The following is a 19,021-nucleotide window of genomic DNA, read 5'->3' as shown; positions in this document are numbered from 1 at the left end:
GCCCGAAGGATACTGGTGGGCCGCGCAAGGTAGCCTCGCCGGGGTGAGTGCGAATTCGCTCCTCCCTGCCCTGTCCGTCGTGATCCCGGTCTACAACGAGCAGGACTGGATCGACCGCAGTGTCGGCGCGCTGATCGCGTCGGCGCAGGCGGCGAACTGGCCGGTCGAGGTCGTCGTCGTGGACGACGGCAGCACCGACGGCACCGGCGACAAGCTGGCCAGGCTGCAGGAGCTGTACGGCATCACCGTCCTCACCCAGCCGAACAGCGGCCGGTTCGAGGCTCGCCGGGCGGGGATCGCGAAGGCATCCGGGACGCAGATCCTGCTGCTCGACAGCCGCGTGATCGTGGACTCCGGCTCGCTCACCTTCCTCCGGGACCAGCTCGTCGACCACCCTGAGCGCTCGGTGTGGAACGGCCACATCAACGTCGCGTCCGAACACAATCCGTACGCGGGATTCATGGCGGGACTGGTCAAGATCCCGTGGCGCCGTTATTGCGCGAACCCGCGATTGATGTCGTTCGGTATCGAAGAGTTCGACGTCTTCCCGAAAGGCACCGGATTCTTTTCCGCCCCGAAGGAAGTTCTCGAGGATTCGTCCAACGCGTTCGAGTCGCTCTTCGAAGACGTCCGTTTCGCCAGTGACGACACCGGCGTTCTGCGCTGGATCGCCGAACGGCACCGAATCTTCCTGGCCCCGGAGTTCTCCGCGACCTACCACGGCCGCGATTCGTTCAAGAAGTTCGTCGGGCAGTCGTATTTCCGCGGCACCACATTCGTCGATTCGTATCTCGCGTCGCCCGGCCCCGCGCGTAACGGCCTGTTCGCCGCGATGGCCGTCGGAGTGCTCGGACTCGGTGTCGCCGCGAAGCGCCCGAAGACCGCCGTCGCGCTGGCCGCCGCGGGTTCGACGGCCGCCGGGTTCGCGGTGACGAAGTTCGGCGCGACCAAGGCCGAGGCCAAGGCGGTCGCCCGGCTCACGCCCGTGTTCGCCGCCGGATTCGGGGCGGGCGCGCTGCGCGGCCTCTTCCTGGCGCTGCGAGCCCGGCTGCGTCGATGAGCACCGCGGTGACCAGCGAGAAACTGGCCAAGAACACCGGCAAATCCGCCGGGCGGATCGGTGTCTACCTGCTGATCGCGATCGCCCTCGGCTACGCGCTCACCGTCGTCTGGGGCCGGACACTGTCCACAGCGGACAACGCCGTCCTGCTCTCCTTCTGGGGCATGTTGATGGGGCTGGGCGCCGCCCTGTCCCCGCTGGAACAGGAGATCTCGCGCCAGTCCGCGCACGCCGCGCTCGAAGGCCGCAAGGCAGGCCGCCCCGCGGTGATCGCCTTCGTCACCAGCCTGGTCGCGGTCGCCGTCGTGGCACTGGTCACGCTCATCCCGCCGGTGACCGGCAAGATCTACGGCGGCCAGTTCGCGCTCGCCGTGATCGTGCTGGCAGGCGGGCTTTCGTTCGCCTTCCAGTTCGCCGCGCGCGGCCTGCTGATCGGCCATGACCACGTCCGGTCCTACTCCTGGCTGATCCTGGTCGAAGCGGCCGTGCGGATCCTCGTGGTCGCCGCGCTGGTGGTCGCCGGGCTCACGCAGCTGTACTGGTTCGCCATCGCCGCCGCGACCGGCTCGTTCGCCTGGCTGCTGTTCGCCCGCGGCGCCGCCCGCCTGGTCGACCCGAAGCTGGACGCCGACGAGCCCGCGAAGCCGGTCGTCACGAACATGCTGATGCTGCTCGCCGGCGCCGGGCTCACCGCGAGCGTCATCACCGGCTATCCGGCGCTGGTCAGCCTGCTCGCGCCCGGCGGCGACAAGGACAAGCTCGGGGTGCTCTTCCTCGCCCTGTTCGTGGCCAGGACGCCGCTGACGCTGATGGCGCCGGTCCAGGCACTCGCGGTCCCGACCGTGGTGCGCCTGTCCAGCACCGAAGAGGGAAAGCACCGGCTGCGCAGGCTGCTCGCGCTGGGTTCGGCGGGCGCGCTGGCCCTCGCGGCCCTCGGCGCGCTGGTCGGCTGGCTGATCGGCCCGTGGGTGGTCCGTCTCGTCTACGGTGCCAAGAACGACCCCGAGGCCTGGTGGATGGCCGGGCTGGTCTGGTCTTCGGTGCTGCTGGCCGCGATGCAGCTCCTCGCCGCCGTCCTTGTCGCGCAGGCCAAGGCCACGAAGGTGCTGATCACCTGGGCCGTCGTCGTCGTCGCGACCGCGCTGGTGCTGCTGTTCTTCCCCGGTGACACCGTCGTGCGCGCCGTCGTCGGCCTCGCCGCCGGTCCGACGGCCGGGCTCCTGGTCGTCATGGCGTTCGTGGTGAGAGGCACCCCAGAGCCGGGCAACGCGAAGCCGTCCGAAACGTCTCGATAGTGTGGCCGCGCCATCACGGGCCGGAACTGGCCGGTGGCGTTCTTAACGCCGAATAGGGTTGGACAGCGAATTCGATGAACGTTCTTTTGGTGTTGCTGGCGTTCTGGCTGCCGGGGCTCGTCTTCGGTGCCGCGATCAGGCTGCGCGGCTGGACCCTCGCCGCCGCCGCCCCGCTGCTGACCTTCGGCCTCGTCGCCATCGGCATCCCGATCCTCGGCCGTTTCGGTATCCGCTGGACCCTGCCGAACGTCGGCCTGTGGGTCCTGTTGCTGTCCGTCGTCGGTTTCGCCCTTTCTTTCCTCGTGCTCCGCTTCACCGCGAAACGTCACCCCGGCTGGGACGAAGACGAAGAGGACACGCCGAAGCGCTCCCCGCGTGATCACCTGCTGATCGGCGCGGGTGTCGTGGTCGGCCTCGGTGTCGGCGCGGTGACCTTCCTGCGTGGTTCGCACTCCTTGGAGAACGTCCAGCAGGGCTGGGACGCGCCGTTCCACGGCAACCTGGTGCGCTGGATCGCCGAGCACGGCGACGCGCGCGCGTCGACGGTCGGCACCATCGCCAACCTGCCGAACCAGACCGACTACTTCTATCCGGACACCTATCACGCGCTGCTCGCCCTGATCTTCGGCAAGGGCGGCCTGACGATGATGCCGACGCTGAACCTGGCGGCGCTCATGGTCGTGCTGACCGTCCCGGTCGGCGTCGCCGCGATGTGCCGCGCCTGGCGGATGCCGGTCCTCGCGACCGCCGCGGCGGCGGCCGTGTCCACCTGGTTCACCGCCTTCCCGTACGACTCGCTGTGGCGCGGCCCGCTGTGGCCGTACGTCGCCGGTGTGGCGCTCGTGCCCGCGATGCTCGCGCTGGCCCACCTGCTGCTCAAACCGCGCGGCATCGCCGGACCGGTCGCGATCGGCGTCGGTGTCGCCGGGCTGGCGGGCCTGCACACCAGCCTGATCTTCGTCATCTTGGTCTACTTCCTGCTGATCCTGCTCGCGGTCCTCTTCCGCTTCGAGAAGATCAGCTGGCGCCGCAGCGCGGTCTCACTGGTGGCCACGATCGTGCTGGCGGTCGTGTTCGGCGTGCCGCAGGTCCTGCCCGCGCTCTACAACGCGGGCGGCGTGACCAGCGCGTTCTGGGCGTCGGAGACCAGCGTGTCCGGCGCGCTCGGGCAGACCATCACGTTCTCGCCGATGGCGTCGTTCCCGCAGTGGTGGATCGGCATCCCGGCGATCATCGGCGTGTTCTTCCTGGTCAAGCACCGTCGGATGCTCTGGATGGTCGGCGCGTACGTCGTGCTCGGTGGCCTGTTCGCCGCGACGATCTCGCTGGAGACCCCGCTCATCCACACCCTGACCGGCGTGTTCTACAACGACCACTGGCGCATCGGCGCGCTCGTCCCGCTGGCGGGCGCCGTCGCGTTCGGCGAGTTCGTGCACACCGCGTCGGGCAAGGTCGCCGAAAAGCTCGGCGAGCGCAAACCGGACCTGAACCCGTACACCGCGGTCATCGCCGGGGCACTGGTGGTCGGGCTGGTGCTCGCGGTGCTGAGCCGGGGCGGCTACATCGGCCGCAACTCCGCCCGGCTGGCGATGAACTACGGCGCGGACGGCCCTTCGGTCAGCAAGGGTGAGGAAGAGGCCTACGCCTGGCTCGGCGAGCACGTCGTTCCCGGCGAGCGCGTCATGAACGACAAGGCCGACGGCTCGGTGTGGATGTACGCCCTTTCGGGGGTCCAGCCGGTCGAGTGGACCAACTACGGCGCCGAGTTCACCACCAAGGCGGGCTGGCTCAGCGTGTTCCTCAACGACCTCAACCGCGAGCCGCGCGTGCGCGAGGCGCTCACCGACCTCAAGGTGCGCTACGTGCTCGTCGGCAAGGGCAAGGTGGCCCCGAACGCGCAGTCCGCGGTGGGTCTCCAGCGCCTCGACATCACTCCGGGTTTCAAGCGCGTCTATCACAACCCCGACGCGTCGGTTTACGAAATCGAAGGTCAGCAAGGTGTGGTCGCCGCCGGCGCCACGACCGGGTCCGACACCGCTCACGGCCAGTAAGAAGATAGAGTGATCCAGTGTCCAGTACGTCCGTGACCACGCGTCGCGTACTCATCGTGATGCCTGCCTTGAACGAGCAGGCCACTGTCGGTGCGGTCATTTCCCAGGTCAAGCAGTCCTTGCCGGGGATGGACGTGCTGGTGGTGGACGACGGTTCGTCCGACGACACGGCCACGCTCGCCCGTGCCGCGGGCGCGGAGGTGGCTCGCCTGTCGGTCAACCTCGGCGTCGGCGGGGCGATGCGCACCGGCTTCCGGTACGCGGCCGCCCGCGGCTACGACGTCGTCGTCCAGGTGGACGCCGACGGCCAGCACGACCCCGACGAGGTCGCCGCCCTGCTCGACGCGCTCGACGACGCGGACATCGCGATCGGTTCGCGGTTCGCGGGCAAGGGTTCGTACAAGGCGAGCGGCCCCCGGAAATACGCGATGGTCGTCCTCTCGTTCGTTTTCTCCCGGCTCGGGAAGACCAGGCTCACCGACGTGACCTCCGGGTTCAAAGCGATGGGCCCGAAGGCGATCAAACTTTTCGCGGGGTACTACCCGGCCGAATATCTCGGCGACACGGTCGAGTCGCTGGTGATGGCGATCCGTGCCGAACTGAAGATCAAGGAAATCCCGGTGATCATGCGGGAACGGGTCGGCGGGACGCCGAGCCATTCACCGGTGAAATCGGCCGTCTACCTCGGCCGCGCCGGACTTGCCCTGCTGCTGGCGCTGGTGCGCCGCCGCCCCGCCGTCGACTCGTCGGATTCGGCGTAAAAGGAGCTGATCATGGACGGCTGGCGCATTCTCAGCATCGTCGTCGCCTGTCTGGTGCTGTTCGCCGTTCTCGAGATGATGCGACGGCGGAAACTGCGCGAGAAGTACGCGGGTGTTTGGCTCGTCCTCTCTCTCGGCGTCGTGGTTCTCGCGCTCGTTCCGCAGGCCGCTGATTTCCTGGCTCGCGTGACCGGCGTCCAAACGCCGTCGAACTTCGTATTCCTGCTGGCGGGCGTGGTGCTGGCACTGGTCGCGTTGCACCTGTCGACCGAGGTCGGGCATCTCGAAGAAGAGGTCCGGACCTCCGTCGAGGAGATCGCGCTGCTCCGCTGTGAACTCGCCGACGCCCAGCGTGACCTGGAAGAACGCGTCGCCGCGCTCGAAGCGAGGACGGCCGCTCCCGACAACGTCAAAGGGCTTCCCGAAGTGAGCCCCGCACGCGCACGCTGATCGACGAGGTCCTGGCGGCCCCGCCCCGGCTCGGCGCCGTTCGCCTGTTCGCCATCGACGGGCCGTCCGGATCGGGCAAGTCCACCCTCGCCGGGCAGGTCGTCGCGGAACTCGGCAGCCGTGGCGTCCGGGTCGCCCTGGTCAGCACCGACGAATTCGCCACCTGGGACGAGCCCGTTTCGTGGTGGCCGAGGCTGGAAACCGGCGTCCTGGCACCGCTGCGCGCGGGCAGGCCGGGCGGCTACCGGCGCGTGGACTGGGCCGGCGGCGCCCCGCGGCCGGGTGAAGAAATCGAGATCGACGTCCCCGACGTCCTCGTGCTGGAAGGCGTTTCCAGCGGCAGGGCGCGGATCCGGCCGTCGTTGTCCCTGCTGACCTGGCTGGACGGCGGGAGCGAGGCCGACCGCCTCGACCGCGCCGCGGGCCGGGACGGTGAGGAATCGCGGGCGGACCTGCGGCGCTGGCAGCTGTTCGAGCGAGGGTGGTTCACCGTCGACGGGACCAAGGCGGCGGCGGATCGAGTGGTCGGGTCGTGACTCAGGCGTGGACGCCGTAAGTAGTCCCCTAAGTGCGGTGGGCAGGCAGGCGCGAGCGGCCGCTCGGCTGTCCTGAACAGGCCAGGGCCCGGGATCGCCAGCGAACTCGCGGAGACACCGGGTCAGCCGTGGGTAGGTGAAGACCGGTCCGCGCTAACCGTCCTTCCGGTGTTTGTCCACTTTTGTCAGCCACCCATTCGACGGAGTGGGGGACACCCATTTGCGTCAGTGGCCCGGCACTCTACGCGTTAGTGGTCCCGAATTGATTACGCTCCGTCCGGAATTGCCGACACCTTGCGGTCGTATTGACCTTCGTGTAGCGCGATCGTAACCTCGCGTGCTTAAGTGCGGGCCGAGTTCCCGCTAGTGTCGGCGAGCACACCGATCGTCCGCGGAGTTCGAGTTCCCGACCGACCGACGCCGGCGGTGCCTAAACACCGAAATTCTCCTCAAGGGGTGCCAGATGCAGCAACTGCGGGTGACCCGAGCACGCCGTGTGGCCCTGATCGGGCTTGCCGGCGCACTCGCGGTCTCCATTTCCGCCTGTGCCGATTCGAAGCGTGAAGAAGGCGCAGGGGGTGGCTCAGGAGGCACCATGGTCTTCGGCGCCGCCGGTAACCCGAAGACGTTCGACCCGCTTTTCAACGACGACGGTGAGACCTTCCGCATCATCCGCCAGATGATGGACACCCTGATCATGAACAAGCCGGGTACCGCGGATCTCGAGCCCGGCCTGGCGGAGAAGTGGGAAGGCAGCAACGAAGGCAAGACGTGGACTTTCACCCTGAAGAAGGGCGTGAAGTTCCACGACGGCACCCCGTTCAACGCCGAAGCGGTCTGCTTCAACTTCAACCGCATGTTCAACATGAAGGGCGCCGCCGCCCAGAGCCAGATGATCTACTACGGCGACGTCTTCGAGGGTTTCGCCAAGAACGAGGGTGACGCTTCCGGCTCCCCGGTGTTCAAGGACTGCCAGGCCAAGGACGAGTCGACCGCGATCCTGAACCTGAACAAGGCCAAGGGCGCCTTCCCCGCGGCCTTCACCCTTCCGTCGCTGTCCATCCAGAGCCCGGACGCGCTGAAGAAGTACAACGCCGACAACGTCACCCAGAGCGGTGACTCGTTCTCGTACCCGGAGTACGCGCTGAAGCACCCGACCGGTACCGGCCCGTTCAAGTTCGACAGCTGGGACCAGGCCAAGGGTGAGATCACGCTGTCCAAGGCGACCGACTCGCCGACCCAGACGGCCAAGCTCGACAAGCTGGTCTTCAAGGTCATCCCGGATGAGAACGCCCGCAAGCAGGCGCTGAAGGCCGGCGACATCCAGGGCTACGACTACCCGTCGCCCGCGGACTACGGCCTGCTGCGCAACGACGGCGAGCAGGTGCTCATCCGCCCGTCGTTCAACATCCTGTATCTGGGCATCAACCAGAAGAACAACCCGAAGCTGAAGGACCCCAACGTCCGCAAGGCGCTGGCCTACGGCCTCAACCGTGCCCAGTTCGTGAAGTCGAAGCTCCCCGAGGGCGCCGAGACCGCGACGCAGTTCGTGCCGAAGGCGATCGACGGCTACAACGAGAACGTCACCAAGTACGACTACGACCTTCAGAAGGCGAAAGACCTGCTGAAGGCAGCCGGTGCCGAGGGTATGACGCTGAAGTTCTACTACCCGACCGAGGTCACCCGGCCGTACATGCCGAACCCGGCCGACATCTTCACCTCGCTGTCCGAGGACATGAAGGCCATGGGCATCAAGGTCGAGCCGATCGCCAAGCCGTGGAACGGTGGCTACAAGGACGACGTCCAGAAGGCGGGCAAGCAGGACGTGCACCTGCTCGGCTGGACCGGTGACTACAACGACGCCGGTAACTTCGTGGGTACCTTCTTCGGCCGCGAGAAGCCGGAGTTCGGCTTCAGCAACCCGGAGCTGTTCTCGGCCATCTCGGCCGCGGACGCCGCGCCCGCCGGTGAGACGCACACCAAGGCGTACCAGGAAGTGAACCAGAAGATCATGGAGTACCTGCCCGCCATCCCGATCTCCTACGGCCCCCCGGCGATCGTCGTCGGCCCGAAGGTGAAGGGTCTGGTGGCCAGCCCGCTGACCGACGAGCGCTTCTACACCGTCACGGTCAACTGATCCACCTCCATCCATGCCCCCACCACCGCCCTCAACGGAGTCGCTTCGCTCCCGAGGCTGAATATTGAGCCGCCAGGGGGTGGGCGCTACCGCGCCCGCCCCCTGTGGTCCATTCCCGGGCTGGCAACAAAGGAACGCACGTGCTCCGTTTTCTCGTGCGTCGGCTGCTACAAGCGATACCGACGCTCTTGATCCTGTCCATTTTGATCTTCGCCTGGCTCCGGTCACTGCCCGGTGGCCCCGCCGGCGCTCTCTTGGGCGACAAGGCGACCCCGGAGAAGATCGCCGACCTGAACAAGCTCCTCGGCCTCGACGATCCGATTTTCGTCCAGTACTTCAAGTTCCTCGGCCGGGCCATCACCGGCGACTTCGGCAACTCGCTGGTCTCCGCCCAGCCGGTCATGTCGGAGATCGGGAACTTCCTCCCCGCCACCCTCGAGCTCGGCTTCTGCGCGATGCTCATCGCGGTGGGACTCGGCATCCCGTTCGGCTACCTGTCCGCCCGCTTCCACGGCGGGGCGGTCGACAACGTCATCATCGTGTTCTCGCTGATCGGCGTCGCCGTGCCGGTGTTCTTCCTCGGCTACATGATGCAGGACGCCCTGGCCGCGCCGCTGGGACTTCCGTCGCAGGGCCGTCAGATGGCCGGGCTCGACGCCACCACCGTCACCGGTTTCGCGGTCTTCGACGGCATCATCACCCAGGAATGGGACGCCGCCTGGGACGCGATCACCCACTTGATCCTGCCCGCGTTCGCGCTCGCCACCATCCCGCTCGCGGTGATCGTCCGGATCACCCGTGCGTCGGTGCTGGACGTGATGAACGAGGACTTCATCCGCACCGCCAACTCGAAGGGCCTCACCCAGCCGGTCGTCCGGCGACGCCATGTGCTTCGCAACGGCCTGCTGCCGGTGGTCACCGTCATCGGCCTGCAGACCGGCGCGCTGCTCGGTGGCGCCGTGCTGACCGAGCGGGTGTTCAACTTCCGCGGCCTCGGCTTCCTGCTCGCCGAAGGCATCGAACGGCGTGATTACCCGCGGCTGCAGGCGCTGCTGCTGTTCGGCGCGCTGGTCTACGTGCTGGTGAACATGCTGGTCGACGTCTCGTACGGGCTCATCGACCCGAGGGTGCGTGTCCGATGAACACTTTGCTGAACAAGAAGAAAGAGCCGATCGACAAGCTCGCCGCGACGTCGGCGAAGGGGCACAGCCTCGGTGGCGAGGCGATCCGCCGGATGCTGCGGAGCCCGGTGGCGATCACCGGCGGCGTGATCACCATCCTGTTCCTGCTGCTGGCGATTCTGGCGCCGTTCATCGCGCCGAAGGATCCCTACGAGCGGTACCTGCAGAGCGAGGTCATCCTCGGCCAGGGCATCATCCCCGGCGCACAGGCCGGTTTCCCGCTCGGTGTCGACGACTTCGGCCGCGACTACCTTTCGCGGCTGCTGGTCGGCGCGCAGAACACGCTGCTGGTCGGTGTGCTCGCGACGATCATCGGCGTCGTGGTCGGCATGATCATCGGCGGGCTCGCCGGCGCGTTCGGCGGCTGGGTCGACACGGTGCTGATGCGCCTCGTCGACGTCATGCTGTCGGTGCCGTCGCTGCTGCTCGCGATCTCGGTCGCCGCGCTGTTCCAGAAGCCGAGCCAGTGGACCGTGATCGTGGCCGTGTCGATGGTCGGCGTGCCGATCTTCGCGCGCTTGCTGCGCGGTTCGATGCTCGCGCAAAGAAACAGTGACCACGTGCTCGCGGCGACGTCGCTCGGCGTCAAACGCGGGGCGATCGTGTTGCGGCACATGCTGCCCAACTCACTCGGCCCGCTCATCGTGCAGGCCACGCTGACGCTGGCGACCGCGATCCTCGAGGCGGCGGCACTGTCGTTCCTCGGTCTCGGCGACCCGGACCCGAACCGGGCGGAATGGGGCATCATGCTGAGCCGCAGCGCTCGGCAGTTCCTCGACATCCGCCCCGAGCTGGCGTACTACCCGGCCATCGCGATCATCATCGTCGCGCTCGGGTTCACGCTGCTCGGCGAGTCATTGCGGGAAGCCCTCGATCCGAAGAACAGGCGGTGATCTTTCATGGCTCTCCTTGAAGAACTTGACCTGTCTGCGCGGCGGATCGTCGCTGGTGGCCCTCGATCCGAAGAACAGGCGGTGCTGTAACACGATGGCCCTCCTCGAAGTACGCGACCTCAAGGTCGTGTTCCAGCGACGCGGCGAGAAGCCGTTCACCGCGGTGAACGAGATCAGTTTCGACGTCGAACCCGGCCAGACGGTCGGCCTCGTCGGCGAGTCCGGCTGCGGCAAATCCGTGACGTCACTGGCGATCATGCGGTTGCTCGCGAAGCGCGGCAACCAGGTCAGTGGTTCGGTGTCGTTCGAAGGCACTGACCTGCTTCGCCTGTCGGACAAGGAAATGCGGGATCGCCGGGGACGCGACCTCGGCATGGTCTTCCAGGACCCGCTGTCGTCGCTGAACCCGGTCATCCCGATCGGCCTCCAGATCACCGAGGTGCTGGAGCGGCATCGTGGGATGTCGCGCAAGGCGGCGTCGGTGGAGGCTGTGGAACTGCTGGACAAGGTCGGCATCCCCGACCCGTCGCGGCGGCTTTCCGAGTACCCGCACCAGCTTTCCGGCGGGATGCGGCAGCGTGCGCTGATCGCGATCGCGCTGGCCTGCCGTCCGCGGCTGCTCATCGCCGACGAGCCGACCACCGCGCTCGACGTGACGATCCAGGCGCAGATCCTCGCGCTGCTGCGGGAACTGGTGCAGGACACCGGGACCGCGCTGATCATGATCACGCACGACCTCGGGGTCGTCGCCGGTCTCTGCGACGAGGTCAACGTGCTCTACGGCGGCAAGATCGTCGAGCGCGCCGAACGGCACGCGCTGTTCGCCGAGCCGCGGCACCCGTACACGCACGGCCTGCTCGCCTCGATCCCGCGTCTCGACGCGGGCCGCGGCGAAAAACTGATCCCCATCAAGGGATCCGTCGCCGACAACATCCCGTGGGACGGCGGTTGCGCCTTCGCGCCCCGCTGCCCGAACGCTCTCGGCGTGTGCCGGGAGGTTTCACCGCAGCTGACCCCCGATCGCGGTGGGCTGCTGCGCTGCCACAACCCGGTGATCCCGGCCGTGGCCGCACGAGGAGGGGCACGATGACCTCAGTGGTACCGACCCAGGAAGTGCTGCTCGAGGTCAACGACCTCAAGGTGCACTTCCCGATCAAACGCGGCATCGTCGTCGACCGCACGGTCGGGCACGTGTACGCCGTCGACGGCGTCGACCTGGCCATCCGCAAGGGCGAGACCTACGGCCTTGTCGGGGAATCCGGCTGCGGGAAGTCCACTTTGGGCAGGGCGATCCTCCGGCTGACCGAGCTGACGAGCGGCAACGTCGTCTTCGACGGCACGGACGTCGCCGAGCTCAAGGGCGAGGCCCTGCGCAAGGCGCGCCGCCGGATGCAGATGGTCTTCCAGGACCCGATGTCCTCTTTGGACCCTCGGCAGTCGGTGGAATCCATTCTGCTGGAAGGGATGAAGGCACACGGTCTCGACAAGGACAAGGAAGCGACCGCCGCGCGGCTGCGTGAACTCCTGTCCGCCGTCGGTCTTCCGGAGTCCTCGCTGCGGAAGTACCCGCACGAGTTCTCCGGCGGTCAGCGTCAGCGCATCGGCATCGCGCGGGCGCTGGCCGTCGAGCCGGACCTGATCGTCGCCGACGAACCGGTGTCCGCGCTGGACGTGTCGGTGCAGGCGCAGGTGGTCAACCTGCTGGAAGACCTCCAGGAGAAACTCGGCCTCACGTACCTGGTGATCGCGCACGACCTCGCGGTGGTGCGGCACATCTCCGACCGTATCGGCGTGATGTACCTCGGCTCGCTGGTCGAGGAAGCCGACGCGGACGCGCTGTACGAGAACCCGCTGCACCCGTACACGCGGGCGCTGCTTTCGGCGATCCCCGTGCCGGATCCGACGGTGGAGGACACCCGCGAGCAGATCCTGCTCGCCGGTGACCTTCCCTCGCCGGCGCGGCCGCCGTCCGGCTGCCGCTTCCACACGCGGTGCCCGTGGAAGCAGCAGAGCCTGTGTGACACCGACCGCCCGCAGCTGCGGGAGATCGGCGCGGGGCACCGGGTCGCCTGCCACTACGCGGAGGACATCCGCGACGGGCGGATCCAGCGGCACGAGGTCAAGGCGGAACTCGTCGAGGCCGGGGAGCTGAACCCCGACATCGGCGGCCTGCCGGACGTCGGCTCGGCGGCCGAGATCCTGTAGCTCACCTGGCCGCCCGGTACAGCTGGTCGTGAGTGCCGTCTCGGGTTAGGGCCAGGAGTGGGGCGCGTGAAGGCCCCCCTCCCTCGGCTGAGCCGAAGAAACGCGACCTTCACACCTTCCTGTGCTTCAAGCGGGTCCGGGTGGTCGTGAGTGGCGATTCGGGTTGCAACCCGAATCGCCACTCACGACCCGCGTGACCAGGCACGGTCCGCCGCTTTCGGGCAGACTCGGTGTCATGCGGGTCACAGTGCTGGGTGCTTCGGGGCGGACGGGGATTCACGTGGTCCGGCTTCTGCGGGGGCGGGGACATCAGGTGCGGGCGGGGTTGCGCAGCCGCCGCCGGGCCGAGGAGGTCGCCGGTCTCGGTGTCGAAACCGTGGTCGCGGACGTCACCGCCGACGCGGAGGACCTCGTCGAGGCCCTCGCCGGTTCCGAGGTGGTGATCAGCGCGATCGGCGCACCCGATCCGGATCAGGCGTCGGTGGACCTCGTCGATCGCGACGGTGTGATCACCGCGATCCGCGCCGCGGAGAAGGCGGGTGTCTCGCGGTTCGTGCTGTTGTCCGCGCAGTTCGCCGATTCGCCGGATCAGGGCGATCGCCTGGTGCGGTCGATCCTGATGGCGAAGCAGATCTCCGACAGCATCCTCCGCCGCTCGAGCCTGAACTGGACGATCGTCCGTCCCGGCACGCTCACCGACGACCAGCCGAGCGGCCACGTCAAGATCGCCGGTCACCTCGAACCGGGTCGCGTCTCCCGCGCCGACGTCGCCGCAGTCATGGTCGCGACCCTCGAAGAACCCTTGACCGAGAACCAGGGTTTCGACGTCATCGGCGGCGACATCCCGATCCCGTCGGCGCTGGCCTCGTTCAGCTGAGCGCCTTCTTCCGCTCCCGCGACGCACGCAGGTTCGCGACGTTCCCGCAGGTCTTCACGTCATGCCAGACGCCGCTGTTGTTGCGCGAGACGTCGTAGAACGCGGAACGGCAGCCGCCGAGACGGCACAGTTTCAGCCGCGGCCAGATCCCGGACTGCTGCGCGAGCAGCGTCTCCGTCCACAGCGCCGAGGTGAGCCACTGCCGCCCGGTGCCGGACGGGAACAGCCGGACGACGCCGTCCCGCAGGACCAGATCCGCCTTCGCCGGTTTCACGGCCGAAGCGTCGCCGTCGTCGACGAGCGCTACGAACGACTCCCGAAGGTCTCGAAGCGCGCGAAGGTCGCTGTCGGCCAGCATGATCTCAGGCACGTCGGAGTCTCGCGTCCGCGACCACTCGGCCAGTGCCTCGGCCGCCCAAGGCCGCGCGAGGTCGGCTTCGCTCAGCAGGTCGAGGCCGTGCGTCTTGATCGCCTTCGTGTTGAGGAAGTCCTGAACGAGCGCCAGCCCCGAGGGGGCGGTGCGCAACCGGTACCGGTCCGTCGCGGTCCATGACATAGATCAAGCGTACTTGACTCTGTCGGCGTGCGGCTCCATGCTGATGACAGAAGCAAAAGCCATACACTTCTGTCAAAGGAGCAAGCCATGACCTCCATCGAGGGCGCCGTCGTCCTGGTCACCGGTGGGCAGCGCGGGCTCGGCAAGGCGTTCGTCGCCGAACTGCTGGACCGCGGCGCCGCCAAGGTCTACGCGACGGCGAGGACGCCGCGCGAGGAGACCGACCCGCGGATCGTCCCGCTCCCGCTCGACGTCACCGACCCGGAGTCCGTCCGTGCGCTGGCTGAGAAGGCGAGCGACGCGACGATCGTCTTCAACAACGCCGGGATCCTCGGTCTCGGTTCGCTGCTCGGCAGCGGCGGCCTCGACGTCGACGCGCACCGTCCGGTCTTCGAGACGAACGTCTTCGGGGCGCTGCGCATCGCGCAAGCGTTTGCGCCGCGGCTCAAGGATGGCGGAGCGCTGGTCAACGTGCATTCCGTCCTGTCGTGGGCGGCGGGCTCGGGCTCCTACGGCGCGTCGAAAGCGGCCTTCTGGTCGCTCACCAACTCGCTCCGGATCGAGTTCGCCGAGCAGGGCACCCAGGTCGTCGGCGTCCACCTCGGCTACACCGACACCGACATGACCCAGGGCCTCGACATCCCCAAGAACGACCCGCGGGACGTCGCCCGCCAGGTCGTCGACGGGCTGGAGAAAGGTGAGACGGAGGTGCTCACCGACGACGTCACCCGCCGGGTCAAGGCCGCGCTGTCCGGTCCGGTCGAACACCTCGGCACCAGCCGGATCGGCGCTGAGGAAAAAGCGTTGGCGAGAGCGGCCCGGCCCAGGTAGTTTCGCCGCCATGTGTGCTCCCGCCTTCACCAGGACCCGCCGCGTCTAGCGGCGGATTCCCGTATCCAGCAAGGAACCGCCGCCCGAGCGAGTCATCGCCGGGCCCGCTTCAGGCTGCCCGGCCCACCTCGAAGCCGCGGAGATCCCTTGCGCACACAGCGTCCTGGCCGCCATGAACTCGGCCAGAACTTCCTCATCGACCGGAACACCATCGAAACCGTCGTGAAACTCGTCGCCGCCACGGACGGGCCCGTCATCGAGATCGGCGCGGGCGACGGCGCGCTGACCGTCCCGTTGCAGCGGCTCGGCAGGCGCCTGACCGCCATCGAACTCGACGACCGGCGCGCCGCCCGGCTCGCGGCCCGGGTCCAGCCGCCGACGGAGATCGTCACCGCGGACTTCCTGCGGCATCCTCTCCCGGCGACGCCGCACGTGCTGGTCGGCAATCTGCCGTTCCATCTGACGACCGCGATGCTGCGCCGCGTCCTGCGCGCTCCTGGCTGGACCGAGGCCGTGCTGCTCGTCCAATGGGAGGTGGCGCGCCGCCGCGCGGGTGTCGGCGGCGCGACCATGATGACCGCGCAGTGGTGGCCTTGGTTCGACTTCCGGCTGGTCACGAGGGTCTCGGCGGCGGCGTTCCGCCCCAAGCCCGGCGTCGACGGCGGGCTGCTGATGATGACCCGCCGTCGGCGTCCGCTCGTCGCGCACGCGGACCGCGAGCGCTACCAGGACTTCGTCCAGCGAGTGTTCACCGGCCGCGGCAGGGGCATCGCCGAGATCCTGGCCGCGTCTCGCGAGACGCGGCAATGGCTCAAAGCGGAGGGCGTCGCGCCCACCGCCCTGCCCAAAAGCCTCACCGCACGCCAGTGGGCTGAGGTGTTTCGGCTTCAGCGAGGAAATCCGGCTCGCGCACGCGGCGTTTCGCCGAACCGAACAGCACCCCGCCGATGACGACGGCCGCCGCGACGACTTCGAGCGGCGACGGCCGCTCGTCGAGCACGAGGAACGCCATCGACAGCCCGACCACCGGCACCAGCAGGGAGAACGGCGCGACCACGCCCGCCGGATTGCGGCGCATCAGCGACGTCCAGATCCCGGAGCCGACGATCGTGCCGAACAACACGACGTAGGCCAGTCCGCCGAGGCCGATCAAGCCGGTCGGAGTACCCAGCGTGGTCAGCGAGTGGCCGATCTCCGCCGGGCCCTCCATGGCCAGTGACAGCGCGAACATCGGCAGCGGCGGCACCACGGACATCCAGAGGACGAAGTTCAGCGGGTTGTCCGGTGCCGCCTTTCGCGTGCTCAAGTTGCCGAAAGCCCAGCTCAGCGCGCCGAGCAAGGTCAGGATCACCGGCAGCAGGGCGGCGTTGCCCGCCTGCTGCCAGGCGATCGTCGCCATCCCGGCGACGGCGAGCAGGATCCCGGCCAGCTGTCGCCCGGAGACGCGTTCCCGCAGGAAGACGGCGCCGAGCAGGACGGTGAACGGGGCCGAGGCCTGGAGCACCAGCGACGCGAGGCCGGTCGGCATGCCGGTGTCCATCGCGATGAAGAGGAACGCGAACTGCCCGGTGCCGAAGCCCAGGCCGTAGCCGAGCAGGTGGCGGATCTTCACCTTCGGCCACGGTACGAACAGGATCGTCGGGATCGCGATGACCGCGAAACGCAGCCCACCGGCGAAAACGGGAGGGAACTGGCCGAGGGTGGCGTGGATGGCGAGGAAGTTGCAGCCCCAGAGGACGGCGACGAGCAGGGCGAGCAAACGGTCGCGGGCGGGCATACCGTCACTCTTACGGGTGCATATCGTGAAGGACAAGCGACAATATTTTCAGTGACCGTTCAGTTCTGCTTCACATATGGTGGCGGCATGGACATCGGCCGGTTGCGGACCCTGCGGGAGTTCGCCGATCGCGGCAGCGTGACGGCGGCCGCCAAGGCACTGCACTGCACCCCGTCCGCGGTTTCCCAGCAACTCCGCGCCTTGCAGGGCGACGTCGGGCTCGCGCTGACGGAACCGGCGGGCCGGGGCCTCCGGCTGACCGACGCGGGCCGCGCGCTGGTCGCCCGCGCGGACGACGTGCTCGCCGCGCTCGACCGCGCGGAGTCCGAATTGGACACTTACCGCAGCGCCCCGCGCGGGCGGGTCCGGGTGGCGATCTTCCAGTCGGCCGGGCTGATGCTGCTGCCGGGACTGCTGCGCCGGACGGCGGAATTCGAGGGACTGGACGTGATCGTCCGCGATGTCGACATGACCCCGCCGGAGGTTCCCGGGCTCGTCGCGGATTACGACATCGTGGTCGCGCACCGGGACGAGCACGCGCCGTCACTCGGTTCGGAGCGCCTGGAGACGCGGCATCTACTGCGTGAACCGCTCGACGTCGCACTCCCCGCGAGGCATCGGCTCGCGAAGCGACGCCGGATCGAACTCGCCGAACTGGCCGACGAACGCTGGATCAGCGTCAACGCCGGGTTCCCGGTCGACGACATCCTCCAGTCGCTGATCATCCGCACCGGCGTGCGCCCGCAGGTCGTCCAGCGCATCAACGATTTCCGCATCACCGAACGGCTTGTCGCCGCCGGGCACGGGATCGCGCTGCTCCCCCGGTACACCATGGACACTCGGCGGGGCAGCGGCCTGGTCTGCCGTCCGCTCGCCGGGATCAAGGCGGCGCGGCACGTGGAAGCGGTCTGCCGGCTCGGCGCGTCCTCGCGGCCCGCGGTGGCGAAGGTGCTCGACGCGCTCGCCGACGAAGTCGCCGCGCTCACGGGCGAGCGTGACTCTTCAGGTGGCCCAGCGCGATCTTGAGCGCGTCGGCGATCGGCGTGAGGTCGTGCCGCAGATGCGCCATCAGCAGACCGCCCTGCACGCAGGCCATCGCGGCCTGCGCGAGCCTGGCCGGGTCGGCGTCTTCGGCGAGCTTTCCCTGATCCCGCAACGACTTCAGTCCGCGTTCGAGATGCGACTCCCACTCGCGATAGGCGTTGTCGAGCAGTGGCGCGATCTTCGGGTCGTCCCCGAGTTCGCCGGCGAGGTTGCCGAGGGGGCAGGCGATCGGGCCCTTCGGCGTGGTCTGGATGGCCAGGATCTCCTGGGCCCACTGGTCGAAATCGGCCCAGTCGCGCAGTTCGAAGATGGTCGGCTGGTTGCCGAGGATGTTCTCCAGGAAACGCGCGATCACCGCCTCGACGAGCTGATCCTTGTTCTTGAAGTAGTGGTACATCTGCGATTTCCCGGCCCCGCTCGCCGCGAGGACCTTGTCGACGCTCGTCCCGGCGACGCCGTTGACGTACATCAGTTCCGCCGCCGCGTCGACGATCGCGTCCCGCGTCAGCCGTCCGCGAGGTGTCTTCGCCGGTTGACCATCCATGTACCGAATAGTACAGTCGGCCGCACTGTACCAATCAGTACAATCAGGGAGCTGATGATGGGGGATCTGCACACCGACCTCGCCGAGCTGCGGGGATCCGTCGCGAGCCATGTTCCGGCGGAGATCGCCGAGGTGCTCAAAGCCGATCGCGAGAAGTTCGTCGGAATGGTCGCCGAGACGGCCGCGAAGCCGGGCACGGCGATGCCGGACCTCGCACTGCCGGACGCGAACGGAGCCAAGGTCCCGGTCGCCACCGGGCCCGCCGTCGTGGTGTTCTACCGCGGCGCGTGGTGCCCGTACTGCAACCTCGCGCTACGGGCGTATCAGCGGGATGTGTTGCCGGAGCTGGAGAATCTGGGAGTGAAGCTGATCGCGGTCAGTCCGCAGCTCCCGGACGGCTCACTGTCCACAAAGGAGCTGGAGTTCACCGTGCTGTCCGACGTCGGCAACGAACTCGGACGCGCGCTCGGCATCACGTTCCGGCTGGCCCCGGAGACGAAGCCGGCGTTCGACACGCTCATCGGCGACGTCGAGAAGATCAACGGCGAGCCGGAATGGGAACTGCCGTACCCCACCGTCCTGGTCGTGGACCGCGACGGCGTCATCCGCTACATCGACGTGCACCCGGACTACACCACCCGCACCGACCCGGCCGACGTCCTGGCCGCGGTGAAGGCCCTGTAGCCGGCGCAAGTAGTCCTCTGGTTGCGCGTGATCCCGCTCGCTTGACGGTGGGTTTCGTTCCGCAGACGGCGATCACGCGTGATCAGCCGGACATCACGCGTGACTGGGCGGACATCACCCGGCGGAAGGGGCCTTTCAT

General features: G+C 68.1%; 19 protein-coding genes. 16 read left to right on the top strand and 3 right to left on the bottom strand.

Annotated elements, in window-relative coordinates; translation table 11 throughout:
- The first annotated feature begins 43 nt into the window (after nt 1–43).
- The 12 genes from BS329_RS05280 to BS329_RS05225 all read left to right on the top strand — a co-directional run bounded on the left by BS329_RS05280 (nt 44) and on the right by BS329_RS05225 (nt 13,446).
- The gene (locus BS329_RS05280; protein ID WP_076156874.1) at nt 44–1,060 is read left to right on the top strand and encodes a glycosyltransferase family 2 protein; all 1,017 of its coding nucleotides are present in this window, start codon (nt 44–46) and stop codon (nt 1,058–1,060) included.
- Complete coding sequence (locus tag BS329_RS05275) at nt 1,057–2,355, top strand: hypothetical protein (protein WP_076156099.1); 1,299 nt, start codon at nt 1,057–1,059, stop codon at nt 2,353–2,355. The genes BS329_RS05280 and BS329_RS05275 overlap by 4 nt, the downstream gene beginning before the upstream one ends.
- Nucleotides 2,356–2,429: 74 nt before the next feature.
- The gene (locus tag BS329_RS05270; RefSeq protein ID WP_076156098.1) at nt 2,430–4,406 is read left to right on the top strand and encodes a DUF6541 family protein; all 1,977 of its coding nucleotides are present in this window, start codon (nt 2,430–2,432) and stop codon (nt 4,404–4,406) included.
- A 59-nt stretch (nt 4,407–4,465) separates the two neighbouring features.
- The gene (locus BS329_RS05265; protein ID WP_076156871.1) at nt 4,466–5,167 is read left to right on the top strand and encodes a glycosyltransferase family 2 protein; all 702 of its coding nucleotides are present in this window, start codon (nt 4,466–4,468) and stop codon (nt 5,165–5,167) included.
- Nucleotides 5,168–5,179: 12 nt separating this feature from the next.
- Complete coding sequence (locus tag BS329_RS05260; protein WP_076156096.1) at nt 5,180–5,617, top strand: DUF2304 domain-containing protein; 438 nt, start codon at nt 5,180–5,182, stop codon at nt 5,615–5,617.
- Nucleotides 5,618–5,661: 44 nt separating this feature from the next.
- Nucleotides 5,662–6,153 (top strand): uridine kinase family protein, encoded by a 492-nt coding sequence (locus BS329_RS05255; RefSeq protein WP_076156094.1) that lies wholly within the window; start codon nt 5,662–5,664, stop codon nt 6,151–6,153.
- Between the two features lie 463 nt (nt 6,154–6,616).
- Complete coding sequence (locus BS329_RS05250; RefSeq protein ID WP_482746704.1) at nt 6,617–8,290, top strand: ABC transporter substrate-binding protein; 1,674 nt, start codon at nt 6,617–6,619, stop codon at nt 8,288–8,290.
- Between the two features lie 140 nt (nt 8,291–8,430).
- Complete coding sequence (locus BS329_RS05245) at nt 8,431–9,432, top strand: ABC transporter permease (protein ID WP_076156093.1); 1,002 nt, start codon at nt 8,431–8,433, stop codon at nt 9,430–9,432.
- On the top strand, nt 9,429–10,364 hold the full coding sequence (locus tag BS329_RS05240; RefSeq protein WP_076156091.1) for an ABC transporter permease: 936 nt from the start codon (nt 9,429–9,431) through the stop codon (nt 10,362–10,364). Before BS329_RS05245 ends, BS329_RS05240 begins: the two co-directional genes overlap by 4 nt.
- A 94-nt stretch (nt 10,365–10,458) precedes the next feature.
- Nucleotides 10,459–11,454: an ABC transporter ATP-binding protein gene (locus tag BS329_RS05235; protein ID WP_076156866.1), complete on the top strand. Its 996-nt coding sequence runs from the start codon at nt 10,459–10,461 to the stop codon at nt 11,452–11,454.
- Nucleotides 11,451–12,569, top strand: a complete 1,119-nt coding sequence (locus tag BS329_RS05230; protein WP_076156090.1) for an ABC transporter ATP-binding protein — start codon at nt 11,451–11,453, stop codon at nt 12,567–12,569. Before BS329_RS05235 ends, BS329_RS05230 begins: the two co-directional genes overlap by 4 nt.
- A gap of 235 nt (nt 12,570–12,804) precedes the next feature.
- Complete coding sequence (locus BS329_RS05225) at nt 12,805–13,446, top strand: SDR family oxidoreductase (RefSeq protein ID WP_076156863.1); 642 nt, start codon at nt 12,805–12,807, stop codon at nt 13,444–13,446.
- Here the strand turns inward: BS329_RS05225 and BS329_RS05220 are convergent.
- Nucleotides 13,439–14,002 carry a CGNR zinc finger domain-containing protein gene (locus BS329_RS05220; RefSeq protein WP_076156088.1) on the bottom strand — a complete coding sequence of 188 codons (564 nt, stop codon included), beginning with the start codon at nt 14,000–14,002 and terminating at the stop codon, nt 13,439–13,441. The two genes, BS329_RS05225 and BS329_RS05220, sit on opposite strands and share 8 nt — an antisense overlap.
- 87 nt (nt 14,003–14,089) lie before the next feature.
- Between BS329_RS05220 and BS329_RS05215 the strand changes: the two genes are divergently transcribed.
- Together BS329_RS05215 and erm are read left to right on the top strand one after the other, a co-directional pair.
- Nucleotides 14,090–14,833 (top strand): SDR family oxidoreductase, encoded by a 744-nt coding sequence (locus tag BS329_RS05215; protein WP_076156087.1) that lies wholly within the window; start codon nt 14,090–14,092, stop codon nt 14,831–14,833.
- A 147-nt stretch (nt 14,834–14,980) separates the two neighbouring features.
- Nucleotides 14,981–15,784, top strand: a complete 804-nt coding sequence (gene erm / locus BS329_RS05210; RefSeq protein ID WP_076156085.1) for a 23S ribosomal RNA methyltransferase Erm — start codon at nt 14,981–14,983, stop codon at nt 15,782–15,784.
- Here erm and BS329_RS05205 read toward each other — a convergent pair.
- Complete coding sequence (locus BS329_RS05205) at nt 15,687–16,610, bottom strand: EamA family transporter (RefSeq protein ID WP_076156084.1); 924 nt, start codon at nt 16,608–16,610, stop codon at nt 15,687–15,689. The genes erm and BS329_RS05205 overlap by 98 nt on opposite strands.
- Nucleotides 16,611–16,697: 87 nt before the next feature.
- Here BS329_RS05205 and BS329_RS05200 point away from each other — a divergent pair, with 87 nt between their 5' ends.
- A complete protein-coding gene (locus tag BS329_RS05200) occupies nt 16,698–17,636 on the top strand; it encodes a LysR family transcriptional regulator (protein WP_076156861.1) in 939 nt (312 codons plus the stop codon).
- Here the strand turns inward: BS329_RS05200 and BS329_RS05195 are convergent.
- Nucleotides 17,593–18,198: a TetR/AcrR family transcriptional regulator gene (locus BS329_RS05195; RefSeq protein ID WP_076156082.1), complete on the bottom strand. Its 606-nt coding sequence runs from the start codon at nt 18,196–18,198 to the stop codon at nt 17,593–17,595. The genes BS329_RS05200 and BS329_RS05195 overlap by 44 nt on opposite strands.
- 57 nt (nt 18,199–18,255) lie before the next feature.
- On the opposite strand from BS329_RS05195, the gene BS329_RS05190 reads away from it, so the two are divergent.
- Nucleotides 18,256–18,882, top strand: coding sequence for a peroxiredoxin-like family protein (locus tag BS329_RS05190; RefSeq protein ID WP_076156080.1), 627 nt, complete (start codon nt 18,256–18,258; stop codon nt 18,880–18,882).
- Nucleotides 18,883–19,021: the final 139 nt, after the last annotated feature.

Source organism: Amycolatopsis coloradensis (assembly GCF_001953865.1).
GTDB lineage: Bacteria > Actinomycetota > Actinomycetes > Mycobacteriales > Pseudonocardiaceae > Amycolatopsis > Amycolatopsis coloradensis.
This window is presented reverse-complemented; position numbering and strand designations above follow the sequence as displayed.

Bases quoted from the DNA above. Each gene is read 5' to 3' on its own strand.
- BS329_RS05275 (WP_076156099.1), top strand. From the start codon at position 1,057: ATGAGCACCGCGGTGACCAGCGAGAAACTGGCCAAGAACACCGGCAAA.
- BS329_RS05270 (WP_076156098.1), top strand. From the start codon at position 2,430: ATGAACGTTCTTTTGGTGTTGCTGGCGTTCTGGCTGCCGGGGCTCGTC.
- BS329_RS05265 (WP_076156871.1), top strand. From the start codon at position 4,466: ATGCCTGCCTTGAACGAGCAGGCCACTGTCGGTGCGGTCATTTCCCAG.
- BS329_RS05260 (WP_076156096.1), top strand. From the start codon at position 5,180: ATGGACGGCTGGCGCATTCTCAGCATCGTCGTCGCCTGTCTGGTGCTG.
- BS329_RS05250 (WP_482746704.1), top strand. From the start codon at position 6,617: ATGCAGCAACTGCGGGTGACCCGAGCACGCCGTGTGGCCCTGATCGGG.
- BS329_RS05240 (WP_076156091.1), top strand. From the start codon at position 9,429: ATGAACACTTTGCTGAACAAGAAGAAAGAGCCGATCGACAAGCTCGCC.
- BS329_RS05235 (WP_076156866.1), top strand. From the start codon at position 10,459: ATGGCCCTCCTCGAAGTACGCGACCTCAAGGTCGTGTTCCAGCGACGC.
- BS329_RS05230 (WP_076156090.1), top strand. From the start codon at position 11,451: ATGACCTCAGTGGTACCGACCCAGGAAGTGCTGCTCGAGGTCAACGAC.
- BS329_RS05225 (WP_076156863.1), top strand. From the start codon at position 12,805: ATGCGGGTCACAGTGCTGGGTGCTTCGGGGCGGACGGGGATTCACGTG.
- BS329_RS05220 (WP_076156088.1), bottom strand. From the start codon at position 14,002: ATGTCATGGACCGCGACGGACCGGTACCGGTTGCGCACCGCCCCCTCG.
- BS329_RS05215 (WP_076156087.1), top strand. From the start codon at position 14,090: ATGACCTCCATCGAGGGCGCCGTCGTCCTGGTCACCGGTGGGCAGCGC.
- BS329_RS05205 (WP_076156084.1), bottom strand. From the start codon at position 16,610: ATGCCCGCCCGCGACCGTTTGCTCGCCCTGCTCGTCGCCGTCCTCTGG.
- BS329_RS05200 (WP_076156861.1), top strand. From the start codon at position 16,698: ATGGACATCGGCCGGTTGCGGACCCTGCGGGAGTTCGCCGATCGCGGC.
- BS329_RS05195 (WP_076156082.1), bottom strand. From the start codon at position 18,198: ATGGATGGTCAACCGGCGAAGACACCTCGCGGACGGCTGACGCGGGAC.
- BS329_RS05190 (WP_076156080.1), top strand. From the start codon at position 18,256: ATGGGGGATCTGCACACCGACCTCGCCGAGCTGCGGGGATCCGTCGCG.